Annotated in this window: 9 protein-coding genes; 6 read left to right on the forward strand and 3 right to left on the reverse strand. The window is 70.2% G+C overall.

What is annotated here, in order from left to right:
- Positions 1 to 48 precede the first annotated feature (48 nt).
- A complete protein-coding gene (locus ACFQUV_RS04190; RefSeq protein ID WP_129610612.1) occupies positions 49 to 2,997 on the forward strand; it encodes a bifunctional [glutamine synthetase] adenylyltransferase/[glutamine synthetase]-adenylyl-L-tyrosine phosphorylase in 2,949 nt (982 codons plus the stop codon).
- 75 nt (positions 2,998 to 3,072) lie between these two features.
- On the opposite strand, the gene ACFQUV_RS04195 is transcribed toward ACFQUV_RS04190, so the two are convergent.
- The 3 genes from ACFQUV_RS04195 to pepN form a co-directional block, all read right to left on the reverse strand.
- A complete protein-coding gene (locus tag ACFQUV_RS04195; protein ID WP_129610592.1) occupies positions 3,073 to 4,947 on the reverse strand; it encodes a potassium transporter Kup in 1,875 nt (624 codons plus the stop codon).
- 101 nt (positions 4,948 to 5,048) lie between these two features.
- Positions 5,049 to 7,496, reverse strand: a complete 2,448-nt coding sequence (locus ACFQUV_RS04200; protein WP_129610593.1) for a PAS domain-containing sensor histidine kinase — start codon at positions 7,494 to 7,496, stop codon at positions 5,049 to 5,051.
- Positions 7,497 to 7,692: 196 nt separating this feature from the next.
- Positions 7,693 to 10,344 (reverse strand): aminopeptidase N, encoded by a 2,652-nt coding sequence (gene pepN, locus ACFQUV_RS04205; protein WP_129610594.1) that lies wholly within the window; start codon positions 10,342 to 10,344, stop codon positions 7,693 to 7,695.
- Positions 10,345 to 10,695: 351 nt separating this feature from the next.
- Between pepN and ACFQUV_RS04210 the strand changes: the two genes are divergently transcribed.
- The 5 genes from ACFQUV_RS04210 (at position 10,696) to araD (ending at position 17,052) form a co-directional block, all read left to right on the forward strand.
- Positions 10,696 to 11,655 carry a tripartite tricarboxylate transporter substrate binding protein gene (locus ACFQUV_RS04210; RefSeq protein WP_129610595.1) on the forward strand — a complete coding sequence of 320 codons (960 nt, stop codon included), beginning with the start codon at positions 10,696 to 10,698 and terminating at the stop codon, positions 11,653 to 11,655.
- 224 nt (positions 11,656 to 11,879) lie between these two features.
- Positions 11,880 to 12,878: a tripartite tricarboxylate transporter substrate binding protein gene (locus ACFQUV_RS04215; RefSeq protein WP_129610596.1), complete on the forward strand. Its 999-nt coding sequence runs from the start codon at positions 11,880 to 11,882 to the stop codon at positions 12,876 to 12,878.
- Between the two features lie 248 nt (positions 12,879 to 13,126).
- Positions 13,127 to 13,924 carry an HAD family hydrolase gene (locus ACFQUV_RS04220; RefSeq protein ID WP_129610597.1) on the forward strand — a complete coding sequence of 266 codons (798 nt, stop codon included), beginning with the start codon at positions 13,127 to 13,129 and terminating at the stop codon, positions 13,922 to 13,924.
- Between the two features lie 279 nt (positions 13,925 to 14,203).
- Positions 14,204 to 15,175, forward strand: coding sequence for a tripartite tricarboxylate transporter substrate binding protein (locus ACFQUV_RS04225; protein ID WP_111387411.1), 972 nt, complete (start codon positions 14,204 to 14,206; stop codon positions 15,173 to 15,175).
- A 143-nt stretch (positions 15,176 to 15,318) separates the two neighbouring features.
- Positions 15,319 to 17,052, forward strand: a complete 1,734-nt coding sequence (gene araD, locus ACFQUV_RS04230; RefSeq protein WP_129610598.1) for an L-arabinonate dehydratase — start codon at positions 15,319 to 15,321, stop codon at positions 17,050 to 17,052.
- Positions 17,053 to 17,131 lie beyond the last annotated feature (79 nt).

Below are 17,131 nucleotides of genomic sequence, written 5' to 3' on the forward strand. Positions count from 1 at the left end.
GGATCTCGTTCGAGAAGGAATGCCCCCGTGTCCCACCAGCCGGCTGCCATGGCCGCGGACCCGGTGCCCGCCACGCTCGCGCACCGGCTCGCCCGGGTGCCGCTGGTCGTCGATCCCGATGCCGCCCGCAAGGCGGTCGACGACTGGCTCGCCGAAGCCGGGGAGGCGGGCGCCGCCATCACGGCGCTGGCCGCCGAGGCGCCGCGCGTCCGCCCGCTGCTGGAGGCGGTCGCCGACGGCTCGCCGTTCCTTTGGGAGCTGATGCGGAGCGACCCGGCCGGGCTGCTGAGGCTGCTCGGCAGCGATCCCGACCGGCATCTCACGGCCCGCCTGTCCGAGACCTTCCGGGCCGCCAGCCACAGCCGTGACGATGCCGAGGTGATGCGGCTGCTGCGCCGCATGAAGGCGGAGGCGGCGCTGCTCATCGCGCTGGCCGACATCGGCGGCGTCTGGGACCTCGGCCGGGTGACGCGGGCGCTCAGCGATCTCGCCGACGCCGCCGTGTGCGCCGCCGTCCGCTACCTGCTGCTCGGCGCCGTGCGGGCCGGCAAGCTGGTGCCGGCCGATCCCGACCATGTGGAGGAGCACTGCGGCTACGTGGTGTTCGCCATGGGCAAGATGGGAGCGCACGAGCTCAACTATTCGAGCGACATCGACCTCATCGTGTTCTTCGATCCGCAGGCGCCGCTCGCCCCCGGGGTCGAACCGGCCCAGCTCTTCGTGCGGCTGACCCGCACGCTGATCAAGCTGCTCCAGGAGCGCAACGGCGACGGCTACGTGTTCCGGGTGGATCTGCGGCTACGGCCCGATCCGTCGTCCACCCAGGTGGCCGTCTCGGTGTCGGCGGCGCTCGATTACTACGAGAGTGTCGGCCAGAACTGGGAGCGCGCCGCCTTCATCAAGGCGCGGCCCTGCGCCGGCGACCTGGCCCTCGGCGGCCGTGTCCTCAAGGAGCTGACGCCGTTCGTCTGGCGCAAGTATCTCGACTTCGCGACGCTCGCCGACGTCCACGCGATGAAGCGCCAGATCCACGCCTACAAGGGCCACGGCGACATTGCGGTGGAGGGCCACAACGTCAAGCTCGGCCGCGGCGGCATCCGCGAGATCGAGTTCTTCGTGCAGACCCAGCAGCTCATCGCGGGCGGGCGCAATCCCGGCCTGCGCGGCCGCGAGACGCTGGCGATGCTCGACGCGCTCGCCGAGGGCCAGTGGATCGCCGCCGAGGCGGCGACCGAGCTGGCCGGCGCCTACGTGTTCCTGCGCGAGGTCGAGCACCGGCTCCAGATGGTCGCCGACGAGCAGACCCAGAGCCTGCCCGCCGATCGTCCGGCGCTCGAGCGCTTCGCCCGCTTCCTCGGCTACGAGAGCCGCGACGCCTTCGCCCAGGCGCTGCTTGCCCACCTGGTGGTGGTGCAGCGCCACTACGCGGCGCTGTTCGAGGACGCGACGGCGCGCGCGGCCGACGAGCGCGGGCTTACCTTTCCGGCCGACCGCGACGACAAGGAGACGCTCGACAAGCTCGGCGCCATGGGGTTCCGGGCCCCGCTCGAAGTGTCGGCGACGGTGCGGCGCTGGCTGACCGGGTCGCCGCGCGGCGTGCGCGGCGAGACGGCGCGCAGCCACTTCGCGCTGCTGGTGCCGATGCTGCTCGACCAGCTCGCCCGCTCGGAAAATCCCGACGGCGCCGTGCTGGCCTTCGACCACTTCCTCTCCGGCCTGCACGGCGGCGGCCGGCTGTTCGCGCTGCTCAATCAGAACCCGGATCTGGTGGCGCTGGTCGGCCTGCTGCTCGGCACCGCGCCGCGCCTCGCCGACATCCTGGCGGCGCACCCGCAGGTGATGGACCCGCTGATCGAGCCGGCATTCTTCGGTGCGCTGCCGGACGCCGTCCAGCTCGACGCGGAGCTGACGCGCTCGCTCGCCCAGGCGCGATCCGACGAGGACTTCCTCGATCGCGTGCGGCTGTTCGGCCAGGAGCACATGTTTCTGATCGGCGCCCGCATCCTGTCCGGCACCGTCTCGGCCGTGCAGGCCGGCGACGCCTTCGCGGGCCTCGCCGACGTGGTGATCAAGGCGCTGCACCGCTCGGTGGGCGACAGCTTCGCGGCGACCTACGGCCGCGTCGCCGGCGGCGAGAGCGCGGTGCTCGCCATGGGCAAGCTCGGCGGCCGCGAGATGACGGCCTCCTCGGATCTCGACCTGATCGTCGTCTACGATTTCGACGAGGACCATCCGGAATCGGACGGCGCCCGCACCCTCTACGGCGGCCAGTACTTCGCCCGCTTCACCCAGCGGCTGATCAACGCGCTGACCACCCAGACCAACCATGGCCGGCTCTACGAGGTGGACATGCGGCTGCGGCCGTCCGGCCGCTCCGGCCCGGTGGCGACCTCGCTCGCCGCCTTCCGGGACTACCAGCGCAACGAGGCGTGGACCTGGGAGCACCTGGCGCTGACTCGCGCCCGGGTGGTGTCCGCCTCGCCGGCGTTCGCCGCGAAAGTCGAGGTGGCGATCCGCGAGGTGCTGCGGCTGCCGCGCGACGCCCGCGCGGTCGCCGGCGACGTCGTCGAGATGCGCCGCGCCATCGCCACCGAGAAGGGCGAAGGCGACCGCTGGAACCTGAAATACGTGGCCGGCGGGCTCGTCGACATCGAGTTCATCACCCAGTATCTCCAGCTCGTCCATGCCGCCACGACGCCGGCGATCCTCGACACCTCGACCATCCGGGTGCTGGAGAAGGCGGCGCGCCACGGGCTGCTGCCGGTCGAGGAGGCCGAGGTGCTGCGGCCGGCGGCGCGCCTCTACCACGACCTCACCCATGTGCTGCGGCTGTGCCTGGACGGGCCGTTCGAGCCGTCCAAGGCGGGCGCCGGCCTTCTCGCCCTGCTCACCCGCGCGGCCGACGTGCCGAACTTCGCCAATCTCGAAGCCCATCTCGTCGACACCCAGGAGAAGGTGCGGGCGAGCTTCGTGCGGATTCTCGGCGAAGCGCCGTAGAGCGGCGATCAATGGCGGGCGAAGCGCATCGTTCCGCCCCGACGATCCGACCCGGCCGGCGGACCGGCCCGCCCGTCAGATCTCCACCTGGGTGCCCAGCTCGACCACCCGCTCGGGCGGGATGCGGAAGAAGTCGGTGGCGCTCACCGCATTGCGCATCATCCAAGCGAAGAACAGTTCCCGCCACACCGCCATGCCGGGCGGAAGCCGGGGCAGCACGGTCTCGCGGCTGACGAAGAAGGTGGTGCGGTCCATGTCGAACATCAGGCCGTCGTGCCGGACGACGCGGAGCGCTGCCGGGATGTCGGGCCGCTCCATGAAGCCGTAGCGGATCAGGATGCGATAGAAGCCCTTGCCGAGATCCGACACGGTGGTGCGGTCGCTGTCGTCCACATAGGGGATCTCGGTCGCCACCACGGTGGCCAGCACGTTGCGCTCGTGCAGGATCTGGTTGTGCTTGAGGTTGTGCAGGAGCGCCGAGGGCACCCCCTCGGGCCGGCTGGTGAGGTAGACGGCGGTGTTCCTCACCCGCGGCACGCTCGGCTCCTTGATGCGCAGGAACTCGTCGATCGGCATGGTCTTCTCGGCCATCGCCTGGAGCAGCAGGCCGCGGCCGCGCTTCCACGTCGTCAGGGTGATGAACGAGGTCGCCGCGATGGCGAGCGCGAACCAGCCGCCCTGGCTGATCTTGAGCGCGTTGGAGGCGAGGAACAACGTGTCGACCAGGAGCAGCGTGCCGAGCAGCGGCACCACCAGCCACAGCGACCATTTCCACACCTGCACCGCCACGAACGAGATCATGATGGTGCTGATGATCATGGTGCCGGCCACCGCGATGCCGTAGGCGGCGGCGAGATGGCTGGACGTCTGGAAGGCGAGCACCAGGCCGATCACCGCGAAGAACAGCGTCCAGTTGGTGAACGGCACGTAGATCTGGCCGGCCTCGCTCGACGAGGTGTGGCGGATCGCCATGCGCGGCAGGTAGCCGAGCTGCACCGCCTGATGGGCGACCGAGAAGGCGCCCGAGATCACCGCCTGCGAGGCGATCACGGTCGCCGCGGTGGCGAGCCCGACCAGCGGCACTACGGCCCACTCGGGGGCGAGACGATAGAACGGGTTCTCCAGGGTGGTCGGATCGTGGAGCAGCAGCGCCGCCTGGCCGAAATAGTTGAGCACCAGCGCCGGCAGCACCAGCCCGAACCAGGCGAGCCGGATCGGCACGCGGCCGAAATGGCCCATGTCGGCATACAGCGCCTCGCCGCCCGTCACCGCCAGGAACACGGCGCCGAGTGCGAGAAAGCTCTGCCACGGATGCTGGGCGATGAGGGCGGCCCCATAGGCCGGGTTGAGCGCGGCGAGCACGCCCGGGTCGTGCAGGATGTTGATCACCCCGAGGAACGCCAGCACGGCGAACCACACGCACATCACCGGCCCGAACAGGCTGCCGATCGTCTCGGTGCCGCGACTCTGGAACCAGAACAGTCCGCACAGCACCGCGATCGTCACCGGGATGACGTAGCTCTGGAGCTCCGGCGCCACCACCTCCAGGCCCTCGACGGCGCTGAGTACCGAGATGGCCGGGGTGATCATGCTGTCGCCGTAGAACAGCGCCGCCGCGAAGATGCCGAGCGCCGTCACCACCGGGGTCAGCCGTGAGCGCCTCGTGAGGTCGATGACGAGCGCCAGCAGTGCCAGGCTGCCGCCTTCGCCGCGGTTGTCGGCCCGCATGATGACGGCGACGTACTTGATCGTCACCAGCACCATGATGGTCCAGAACATCAGCGACACGACGCCGAGCACCGTCGCCGGCTCCACCGTGAGCGGCGCGCGACCCGCGAAGGTCTCCTTCATGGCGTAGAGGGGACTGGTGCCGATGTCGCCGAAGACGACGCCGATGGCGCCGAGGATCAGCCCGTTGACGTTCTTCGACGCACTGCGGCCCGAGGGCACGACGCCCTCCCGAGTTCGGACGGGCCGGACGACGACGGGTGGCCCGCGACAGGTCGGGCCACCTTAGGGTGGTGCGTGTTGCGGCGCAATAAGGGCAAGCCCTATGCGACCTTGGTCCCCTCGGAGAAGCGCCGCGTCGCCCCCTCGGCGATCGACGGCGCCGACGGCGTGGCGCCGGCGCGCGCCGCCGGGCCGCCGAGATCCGCGGACGCGAGGACCGCATCGAAGCGCCGGGCCGCGGCCTGCAACTCGTTGATCCCGGCGTCGGACGGGGCGCGGGCCTCGAGCGGCAGCCGCAGCACCACCACGGTGCCCTTGTCGGGCGTCGAGCGCAGCCGCATGGTGCCGCGGTGCAGCTCGACCAGCGACTTGGAGATCGCGAGGCCGAGGCCGGAGCCCTGATGGCTCTTGGTGAACTGGTCCTCGACCTGCTCGAACGGCCGGCCGAGGCGGCCGAGCGCCCGCCGGCTGATGCCGATGCCGGTGTCGGCGATGGCGATCACCACGGCGTTGCCGCTGCGGCGGCCGTGCACCCGCACCTCGCCGCCGGCCGGCGTGAACTTGACGGCGTTGGAGAGGAGATTGAGCACCACTTGCTTGATTGAGCGGCGGTCGGCGACGAGGCCGATGCCGGTGGCGATGCGCGACGTCACCACCAGGTTCTTGTCCTGGGCCCGCTTGGCGACCACCCGGATGGCCTCGCCGAGAATGCGGTCGACCTCGATGGTCTCGAAATCGAGCCGCAGCCGGCCGGCCTCGATGCGCGACATGTCGAGAATGTCGTTGATGACGTCGAGGAGATATTGGCCGCTCTCGCGGATGTCGCGGCAGTACTCGTCGTAGCGCTCGACGCCGAGCGGTCCGAACAGCCGCGCCTCCATGATCTCCGAGAAGCCGATGATGGCGTTGAGGGGCGTGCGCAGCTCGTGGCTCATGTTGGCCAGGAACTTCGACTTGGCCTGATTGGCGTCCTCGGCCCGGGTCTTCTCGGCGGCGTATTTCTCGGCCAGCTCGGCGAGCTGGCGGGTCTGGGTCTGCAACGCCTGCTGCGAGGCGCGCAGGTCGGCGACCGTCGCCATCAGCCGGCGCTCGCTCTCGATCAGCTTCTCCTCGTGGCGCTTGATCGTGGTGATGTCGGTGCCGACCGAGACGTAGCCGCCGTCCTTGGTGCGACGCTCGCTGATCTGGAGCCAGCGGCCGTCGTCGAGCTGGGCCTCGAAGGTGCGGCCGCCGTCGGTGCTGGAGCCGCACTCGGCCACGACGGTACGCACGACGTGCTGGCTGCCGGCCGCCAGCACCGCCTCGTAGGAGGTGCCGGCCACCACGGCGGAGTCGGAGAGATTGTACAGCGCCTGGAAGTTCGAGTTGCACAGCACCAGGCGATTGTCGGCGTCCCACAGCACGAAGGCTTCCGGCACCGTCTCGATGGCGTCCCGCAGGCGGAGGTCCGCCGCCACGGTCTTCTCGACCAGGCTCTTCTGCTCGGTGATGTCGACCGCGATGCCGATCAGGTGCGGGCCGCTGCCGTCCTGGCGGATGATCTCGCAGCGCACGCGCAGCCATACCCAGTCGCCGCGGGCGTGACGCATGCGGAAGGCGCGGTCGATCGCCCGCGTCTGGCCGTCGGCGAGCTGCGCCGCCAGCGCGGCGAGGTCGACGTCCTGCGGGTTGACCAGCTCGGCCAACTCGGTGAACGACAACAGCTCGTCGCGCGCCTCGATGCCGAGCATCGCGAACATCGAATGCGACCAGAAGATCCGGCCGCCGCCGAGGTCCCAGTCCCACAGCCCGCAGCGGCCGCGATTGAGCGCCGTGTCGATGCGGTGGCGGACGGTGTCGTGAATGAGGTCGGCTTCACGGATGCGCAGCGCCTGCCAATGGAACGCGAAGCCGAGGATGAGGACGACGAAGCCGGTGGTGGCCGAGAGAGTCACGGTCATCGTCGCGTCGGAGCGCCACGACGCCAGCACATGGCTGGTCGGGATGATCACCAGCACCTGGCCGAGCGGGGCGGGGAGGCGGCGGATGGTGGCGAGGCCGGTGCCGCCCTCGGCGAGGTCGCTCTCGCTCACGGTGCCGCCGTAGCCGAGCGGTGCGGTGCCGGGGATGGGTGACGCCAGGGTCGACAGCCGGCGGCCGCGGCCTCGCTCCGGCGGCGTCGAGGCGATCACCACGCCGACCGCGTCGGCGACGAAGACGTCGCGGTCGCGCAGCATCGGCTCGGCGCCGAGCAGCGCCGTGACCTCCTCCTGCAAGCGGGGCGAGGGCGTCGTGCGGGCGACGCGATCGAGGCGGTCGGCGAGCAGGCCGGCGAGGATCTCGAGCTCGTAGGCGGCCGCCGCGACGGTCCGCCGGTGGTTCTCGCGGATCTGGACGGCGGCGCCGGTCGCGATCGTGATCAGGAACGCGACGATCAGCACCGGCACGGCGCGCCGGAGCACAGGTTCCGCCACCAGCAGCCGGCGATAAGCCGGCCTGGCCACGGCTTGCGCCAGACCTTTGATGGAATCGGTACTCGCCGACGCGCTCGCGCCGTGAGCGGGCGCCATCGCCAGCCTCCGTACGGGTCATTTCTGTAACGTCGGAGGATGTGCCGCATCTCCCGAACGGCGGCATTGGAATCGAAGATTAACGATTTGTCGAGAGTCCCCGAATCGATTCGGGGCGAAATTTTCCGTTGAGCGAGAAAAACGGAGTCGTTTGAATCGCTTGGCGAAAACTGCGCCCACGGGGGTGGGCGCCGCCTCACCGCTCGCCCAGCGATCGCTCGACGATGTCGGCGACGTCGCGCGACAGCGACGCCGTCCCGGCCAGCCGTTCGAGGCCGGCGCGGGCCGCGGCGCGTCGCGTCGGCTCGAGCGCGCGCCAGCTCCGGAAGGCGGTCGCGAGTCGGGCCGCGACCTGCGGATTGACTCCGTCGAGCGCCAGCACGGTGTCGACCACGAGGCGATAGCCCTCGCCGTCGGCGCGGTTGAACTGGGTGTGGTTGGCCTGGGCGAAGGAGCCGATCAGCGCGCGCACCCGGTTGGGGTTGGCGAGCGAGAAGGCCGGGTGGGCGGCGAGCCCCCTGACTCGATCCAGGGTGCCGGGGTCCGGGATCATCGCCTGGAGGGCGAACCACTTGTCGATCACCAGCGGGTCGGCGCGGAAGCGCTCGAAGAAGTCGGCCAGCGCCGCCTCGCGCTCCGGCGTGTCGTGCAGCGCCAGCGTGGCGAGCGCCGCCATGCGGTCCGTCATGTTGTCGGCCTCGGAATACTGAGCGGCCGCGAGCGCGATGGCGGCCGGGTGGCCGGGCGCGGCCAGGAGATCGAGGCAGACATTGCGCAGCGCCCGGCGGCCGGCGCTCGCCGCGTCGGGCGAATAGGGGCCGTCCTGGCGCAGGCGTTCGTAGAGGATGCGCAGGGTGGGGGCCAGGTCGTTGCCGAGCGCCCGGCGCAGCGCCTGGCGGGCCAGATAGATCGCCTCGGGATCGACGTCGCGGCCGATGTCGCGGGCGATGTCGCCCTCCGACGGGATCGACAGCACCTGCGCCACATAGGCCGGGGCGAGCCGCTCGTCGGCCAGCACGGCCGCCAGCGCATGGACAAAGCCGCCGTCGTGGCGCACCGCGCCGCCGGCCCGGATCACCGCGACGTTCTCGATCAGCAGCTCGGAGGCGAGCGTCTGCACCGCCTGCCAGCGGTTGAACGGATCGGAATCGTGGGCGGCCAGGAAGCGCAGGTCGTCGCTGGTCAGGTCGGCATTGATCTTCACCGGCGCCGAGAAGCCGCGGTTGAGAGACGGCACCGTGCCGGCCGGCACACCCTCCAGGACGAAGGTCTCGGCCGCCCGGGTGAGCACCAGGACGCCGCGCTCGACCGGCCCATGCCCGGCGCGCCGGATCGGCAGGTCGTCGCCGTCCGGCCCGACCAGGCCGAGCGCCAGGGGAATCACCATCGGCAACTTCGACGGCTGGCCCGGGGTCGGCGGCAGCACCTGGGCGATCTCCAGCGACAGAGTGCCGGCCTGCGCGTCGTCGCGGCGCGTCACCGCCAGCTCGGGGGTTCCGGCCTGGGCGTACCACAGCATGAACTGGGAGAGGTCGGTGCCGGCCGCCTCGGCGAAGCAGGCGACGAACTCCTCGACGGTCGCGGCGCGCCCGTCGTGGCGGGTGAAGTAGAGGTCCATGCCGGCGCGGAACCGTTCGCGGCCCAGCAGGGTCTCCAGCATGCGCACCACCTCGGCGCCCTTCTCGTAGACGGTCGCCGTGTAGAAGTTGTTGATCTCGCGATAGGTGTCGGGCCGCACCGGATGGGCGAGCGGCCCCGCGTCCTCGACGAATTGGTGGCCGCGCAGCACCCGGACGTCGGCGATCCGCTTCACCGGACGCGACCGCATGTCGGACGAGAACTCCTGATCGCGGAAGACCGTCAGGCCCTCCTTGAGGCAGAGCTGGAACCAGTCGCGGCAGGTGATGCGGTTGCCGGTCCAGTTATGGAAGTACTCGTGGGCGATCACCGCCTCGATGTGGGCGTAGTCGGCGTCGGTGGCGGTCTCGGGCGAGGCGAGGATGTACTTGTCGTTGAAGATGTTGAGGCCCTTGTTCTCCATCGCCCCCATGTTGAAGTCGGCGACCGCGACGATGTTGAAGACGTCGAGGTCGTACTCGCGGCCGAACGCCTGCTCGTCCCAGCGCATCGATCGTTCGAGGGCCTCCAGCGCGTAGCCGGCGCGCTCCTCCTTGCCGCTCTCGACATAGACGCCGAGCGCCACGGTGCGGCCCGACATCGTGGTGAAGGTCGCGGTGCGGGCGCCGAGGCGGCCGCCCACCAGGGCGAACAGGTAGCAGGGCTTCGGGAACGGATCGTGCCACACGGCGAAGTGGCGCGTGGTGCCGGGCACGTCGCCCTGCTCGATCAGGTTGCCGTTGCCGAGCAGCACCGGCGCCTCGTCGCGGTCGGCCTCGATGCGGGTCGTGTAGACCGCCATCACGTCGGGCCGGTCGGGGAAGAAGGTGATGCGGCGGAACCCCTCCGCCTCGCACTGGGTGCAGTAGTTGCCGCTCGACCGATAGAGACCCATCAGCTTGGTGTTGGCGGACGGATCGATCTCGGTCTCGATCTCCAGCACGAAAGGGCCGGCGGGCGGCTGCGGGATGGTGAGGCCGTCCGGCGTCGCCAGGTAGGCGGAGTCGGCCATCGGCACACCGTCGATACGGACCGACAGGGGCGTGATGTCGTCGCCGTCCAGAACCACGGCCGCCGGGCCGGCGGCCTGCGGGTTCGGCCGCAGGCGCAGGCGGGAGCGCACGCGCGTCCGGGTCGGGTGCAGCGCAATATCGAGGTCGACGGTGTCGACCAGCCAATCCGGCGGCCGGTAGTCCGAGAGACGGATCGGGCGGGCATGTTCGGTGCGCATGGGGACCTCGGCTGCTGCGAGCGCCATGTAATCCCGATGGCGGCCGAATTCAAAGACGGGTCCCGGCGAAGCCAGAACCGCGTCCAATTCCCGCAGCACGGCGTCTCATCGTGGATTTGCGCCATCCGACCATTGTGCTTTAGTTGAGCAACTCCGGTCCCACCGACCGGCAGGCTGTCCGTGTCGCGCGCATCGCTCCGAGGAGCGCTTTTCGTCCCCCCTTTCGCGCGTGCCTCTCCGGGAGGTCCGACCATCGCGGCGCCGCCAACGCCGCCCATAATCCGAAAAAAGCGTGCCGCCCGAGCCGCTCGGACGAGCCGACACTTTGAATAACAAGGGAGAGAAACAGACATGCGGATGCCGAGAACCATCATGCTGGCCGCGGCCGCCCTCGCCACCCTCACGGTCGACGGCTGGGCGCAGGGGAGCTATCCGAACCAGATGGTGCGCATCGTCGTGCCGTTTTCGGCCGGCAGCGTCACCGACGGCCTGGCCCGTATCCTGGCCGACAAGCTCGCCGAGACGTGGAAGCAGCAGGTCATCGTCGAGAACCGGCCGGGCCTGCCGGGCACCACCAGCGTCGCCAAGGCGGCGCCGGACGGCTACACCCTGATGCTCACCTCGAACGGCCACACCATCGCGAACGTCATCAACAAGAACATCCAGTTCGATCCGGTGAAGGACTTCGCCGGCGTCACCAAGGTGGCGTCGGTGCCGATGGTCGCCGTGGTGCCGCCCGACTTGCCGGCGCAGTCGCTCGCCGACTTCATCGCGCTCGCCAAGGACAAGCCGGGCAAGCTGAACTTCTCCTCGGCCGGCATCGCCAGCACCACCTATCTGTCGTCCGAGCTGCTCAAGCAGGCCGCCAAGATCGACATCGTCCATGTGCCCTACAAAGGAACCCCGGAGGCGACCACCGCGGTCGTGCGGGGTGACGCGCAGCTCTACTTCACGCCGATCCCGCTGGCGCAGGAGCTCACGGCCGGCAAGAAGGTGCGGGCGATCGCCATCAACTCCAACCAGCGCAGCCCTCAGATGCAGGACGTTCCCACCGTGAAGGAGACGGTGCCGTCCTACGACTACGATTCCTGGTTCGCCGTGATGGCGCCGGCCGGCACCCCCAAGGCGGTGCTCGCCAAGGTGAGCGACGACATCGCGAAGGTGCTCAAGATGCCGGACGTGGTGGACAAGCTCCAGGCCCAGGGGGCGGTGCCGTCGCCGGGCGGGCCGGATGCGCTCGACGCCCAGGTACGGCGCGAGGCCGATCTCTACACCAAGGTGCTGCGCGACGCCGGCGTCGGGACCAACTGACGCGGCGCCCGCCGCTTCGCCGTCGTCACGCCTCGCCGTCGCGGCCTGCGCCGCGGCGGGCCTGCGCCGGAGATCGCCGACCGCCGGCGGTCGGCGGCCTGCCGGTCACGACCGGCCAAGTCATCCAAGAACAAGTCATCCAAAAAACAAGTCATCCAAAAAACGTGACGTGAACGTCGCCGGAGCGGTCGCCGATCGCATCGGGCGCATCCAGGGAGAGACCCATGAAGGGACTGAAGCCCACCCTCGCGGCCGCGGCCGCCCTGCTGGCTCTCGGGACGGCGGCGGTCGCGCAGGCGCCGGCGCCGACGCAAGCGCCCGTGCAAGCCGGCGAGCGCGGCTGGCCGAGCCAGCTCGTGCGCATCGTCGTGCCGTTCTCGGCCGGCAGCATCACCGACAATCTCGCCCGCATCCTGGCCGACAAGCTGTCGGAGCTGTGGAAGCAGCAGGTGATCGTCGAGAACCGGCCGGGCCTCCCGGGCACCACCAGCGCCGCCAAGGCGCCGCCGGACGGCTACACGCTGATGCTGACCTCGAACGGCCACACGGTCGCCGGCACGGTCAACAAGAACATCCAGTTCGATCCGGTGAAGGACTTCGTCGGCGTCAGCAAGGTCGCCTCGGTGCCGCTGGTCGCCATCGTGCCGCCGGACCTCGCGGTGAGATCGCTGGCCGACTTCGTCGCGCTCGCCAAGGACAAGCCCGGCAAGCTCAACTTCTCCTCGGCCGGGGTCGCCTCCTCGTCGTTTCTCGGGTCCGAGCTGATGAAGCAGGGGGCCGCCATCGACATCGTCCATGTTCCCTACAAGGGCGTGCCCGAGGCGGTGACGGCGGTGATCCGCAACGACGCCCAGCTCTATTTCGCGCCGATCCCCAACGCCCAGGAGCTCGCCACCTCCGGCAAGGTGCGGATGATCGCGGTCAACTCCAACAGCCGCAGCGCCAAGCTGCCGGATCTGCCGACCGTGAAGGAGACGGTGCCGTCCTACGACTACGATTCGTGGTTCGCCGTGTTGGCGCCGGCCGGCACTCCCGGGGCAGTCGTCTCCAAGGTCAATGCCGATATCGCGAGGGTGCTGAAGATGCCGGACGCGATCGAGAAGCTCGATGCGCTCGGCGCCGTGCCGTCGCCCGGGACCCCGCAGGCGCTCGATGCCCAGCTCGCCCGCGAGACGGAGTTCTACGCCAAGGTGCTGCGCGACGCCGGCGTCGGGATCAACTGACGCGGCTCCCCGACCCGAGCAGGGCGGGCCGAACGGTTCCGCCCGGCCGTTCCGGACCCGATGCGCCATCATGATACCGATAACCTCGCGGCTCTATGGGGCGGCGGGGAAAATAACTGTCGTGCAGGGAACTAGCCGCGACCGACGCGGTTCTATGTCGGAGTCGCCGGGACGATGGTGCGAGGCTCCGCTTCTCGCATTGCCAGTGCACTCACCAATCCAAAGGGCGGGGGCGGACGAGGGAACGCATGGCTGTTGCGCGCAGGATTCGTCGACGCGGCTGGATGAACGCCGCCAACAAGACCGCCGCCGACGCCGAGCCGCGTCGGCCGGTGGTGCGGCATCTCGCTGTGCGCTCGCGGGTGGGCGGATCGCTCGCCGAGGCGCGCGCTTATCTGCTCGTCGTCGAGGGTGTGCTGGTCGATACCGTGCTGCCCTCGGTGAACTGCTGGCTCCAGACCCTCGCCGAGTTCGGCTTCACGTTCCGCACCGCCGACGTGCATCGCTTCCAGGGTCTCGACGCCGCCGATCTGCTCGACCGGCTGCTGCCGGCCGGCGAGGCGCAGGAGAGCAAGGAGTTCATCCTCGCCAAGTATCAGATGCGCTTCGTCGGCGAGGTGCTGCCGACGCTGCGGGTGATGCCCGGTGTGCGTGATCTCGTCGCCGATCTCGTCGGCCGTGGCGCCAAGGTGGCGTTGGTGTCGGCGGCGCGCGGCGAGGAGCTGGCCGGCTATCGGGCGCTGCTCGGTCTCGACGATCTGGTGGCCACGGTGGTGTCGGGCGACGACGTCGCGAACGGCATGCCGCATCCCGACCGCCTCGCGGCGGCGCTCGACCGGCTCGGCATCCGCCAGCCCGCCGACGCGCTGCTGGTCGGTCCGAGTCCGTACGATGCCGAGGCGGCTCACCTCGCCAAGATCCGCGCGGTCGGCATGCTGAGCGGCCTGTTCGCCCGTGCCGATCTGATGAATGCCGGGTGCCGGGACGTGTTCCTCGATCCCAAGAGCGTGCGGCTGGCGCTCGCGACCTCCGAGGTGGCCGCCTGACCTCGTCGGCGCGGCCGTCCCGACGCCCTCGTTCTTTCGTATAAAAAGCCGCCGCGGCCCTGACGCGGCGGCTTTTTCGTGCCGACGCGCCGGTCGATGCCGCTTGCTGTCGGCCCGCGAGGGCGCATAAGCTTTCTCCACAGCCACAAGATGACGCCGGGCCGGGCGGCGAGGCCGCGGGGACCACGGCGCTCGGGAAACGCCATGACGCCTCGACTGTCGGATCTTCTGTCCTCGTTCGTCTCCAGGGTGGCGCCGGCCGCCGCCACGTCGCGCCGCATGCTCGCCGCGGGCCTCGCCGGCGCGGCGGCGCTCGCCGTCGTCACGGCGGTCCCGGCTCCGGCGACGGCCGCCGCCGACTACCCGACCCGGCCGGTGCGCTGGGTCGTCTCCTACCCGCCCGGCGGCGCCACCGACATCACGGCCCGCCTCGTCGCGCAGGGGCTGTCGGAACGTCTCGGCCAGCAGGTCGTGATCGAGAACCGCGCCGGGGCCGGCAACAATATCGGCACCGAGATCGCCATCAACGCGCCGCCGGACGGCTACACGCTGTTCTTCGTCAATCCGGCCAACACCATCAACGCCACGCTCTACAAGAAGCTGTCGTTCGATTTCGTCCGCGACATCCAGGGCGTCGCCGGCATCATCCGGGTGCCCAACGTGATGGTGGTGAACCCGTCGGTGCCGGCCAAGACGGTGGCGGAGTTCATCGACTGGGTGAAGGCCAATCCCGGCAAGGTCAACATGGCGTCGTCCGGCAACGGCACCTCGATCCATCTGTCGGGCGAGCTGTTCATGGCGATGACCGGCGCCAAGATGACGCATGTGCCCTATCGCGGCTCGGCCCCCGCCGTGACCGATCTCATCGCCGGGCAGGTGCATGTGCTGTTCGACAATCTGCCCTCGGCGATCGAGCATATCCGGAGCGGGCGACTGCGGGCCCTCGCGGTGACGACGGCGGTGCGCTCCGAGATGCTGCCCGACGTTCCGACCATCGCCGAGACGGTGCCGGGCTACGAGGCGAGCGGCATCTTCGGCATGGGCATCCAGAAGGCGGCGCCGCGCGAGATCGTCGACCGCCTCAACGCGGTGGTGAACGAGTCCATCGACGATCCCAAGCTCAGGGCGCGCCTGCTGGAGCTCGGCGGCATTCCGATGAAGACGACGCCGGACGAGTTCCAGAAGGTGATCGAGGAGGAGACCGCCAAGTGGGGCAAGGCGGTGCAGTTCTCCGGCGCCTCGGTGGATTGAGGGCGGCAGGCGGAGGGCACGCGGCGCGCGCAGCCCCGCCTCGCGGCCGGCGCCGGTCTCCACCGCTTCGCCGATGTGCCGGCCTCGGCTAGAACCGGCTATGCCGCCCCGCGCGTCGCGGCGGCATTCACCGGACGAATGCCATGACGACCTCCTCTCGTAAGCGCCCCGACGATCTCCGCAGCCACCGCTGGTTCGGGGTCTCCGATCTGCGCGCCTTCGGCCATCGCTCGCGCCTGCGCCAGTTCGGCTACGACGCCGCCGACTGGGCCGGCAAGCCGGTCATCGGCATCGTCAACACCTGGAGCGAGATCAATCCCTGCCACGGCCATCTGCGCGAGCGCGCCGCCGACGTGAAGCGCGGCGTGCTCCAGGCCGGCGGGCTGCCGCTGGAGCTGCCGGCGATGTCGCTCGCCGAGCCGATCGTCAAGCCGTCGGCGATGCTCTATCGCAACTTCCTGGCGATGGAGGCCGAGGAGCTGCTGCGCAGCCATCCGATCGACGGCGTCGTCCTCATGGGCGGCTGCGACAAGACCACGCCGGGCCTCTTGATGGGCGCCATCAGCATGGGGCTGCCGGCGATCTTCGTGCCGGCCGGGCCGATGCTGCGGGGCCACTGGCGCGGCGAGACGCTGGGCTCCGGCTCCGACACCTGGAAGTACTGGGACGAGAAGCGCGCCGGCCGCATCGGCGAGGACGAGTGGCGCGAGATCGAGGGCGGCATCGCCCGCTCGTTCGGCACCTGCATGGTGATGGGCACCGCCGCCACCATGACGGCGATCGCCGAAGGGCTCGGCCTCACGCTGCCGGGGGCCTCGTCGATCCCGGCGGTCGATGCCTCCCACGCCCGCATGGCGGCCGCCTCCGGCCGCCGCATCGTCGACATGGTGTGGGAGGACCTGACGCCCGCCCGCATCCTGTCGCCGGCCGCCTTCGACAACGCCATCCGGGTCCACATGGCGATGGGCGGCTCGACCAACGCCATCATCCACCTGGTCGCCATGGCGCGGCGCGCCGGCGTCCCGCTCGACATGGCGCGCTTTGACGCGATCGCGCGCGAGATCCCGGTGCTCGCCAATGTGCGGCCGTCGGGCCAGTGGCTGATGGAGGACTTCTATTACGCCGGCGGGCTGCGCGCCCTGATGGGCGAGCTGCGCGATGCGCTCGACCTGTCCTGCATCGGCGTCACCGGGCAGCCGCTCGGCGCCGTGCTGAAGGACGCGCGGGTGCATCGCCCGGACGTGATCCGGCCGCTCTCCGATCCGGTGTCGCGGGCGGGCGCCACCGCGGTGCTGATCGGCAACCTGGCGCCCCGCGGTTGCGTGATGAAGCCGCCGGCCGCCGCTCCGCGACTGCTGAAGCACTGCGGCCCGGCGCTCGCCTTCGACAGCTTCGACGCGATGGCGCGGGCGGTGGAGCGCGACGATCTCGACGTCACCCCGGACCATGTGCTGGTCCTCAAGAATGCCGGCCCCAAGGGCGGCCCCGGCATGCCCGAGTGGGGCATGCTGCCGATCCCGAAGAAGCTGGTGCAGGCCGGGGTGCGCGACATGGTGCGCGTCTCCGATGCGCGGATGAGCGGCACCAGCTATGGCGCCTGCATCCTGCACGTCTGCCCGGAGAGCTTCGTGGGCGGTCCGCTGGCCCTGGTCGAGACCGGCGACCGCATCGAGATCGATGCCGACGGGCGCAGCATCCATCTCCATGTCGGCGAGGAGGAGCTGGCGCGTCGCCGCGCCGCCTGGACGCCGCCGCCGCCGCACTATGCGCGCGGGTGGGGCGCGATGTACTCGGCCCATGTGGGCCAGGCCGACGAGGGCTGCGACTTCGATTTCCTCCAGGGCACCGCGCCGACGGCCGAGCCGGAGATCCATTGAGCCGCGGTGTGGTTCATCAACGAGCCGAGTAGAGACTTCGGGGTCTGTTTATAGACCAACGGTTGACATCGGTTCGATC

This window comes from Rhodoplanes sp. P11 (assembly GCF_964266735.1).
Lineage (GTDB): Bacteria > Pseudomonadota > Alphaproteobacteria > Rhizobiales > Xanthobacteraceae > Rhodoplanes > Rhodoplanes serenus.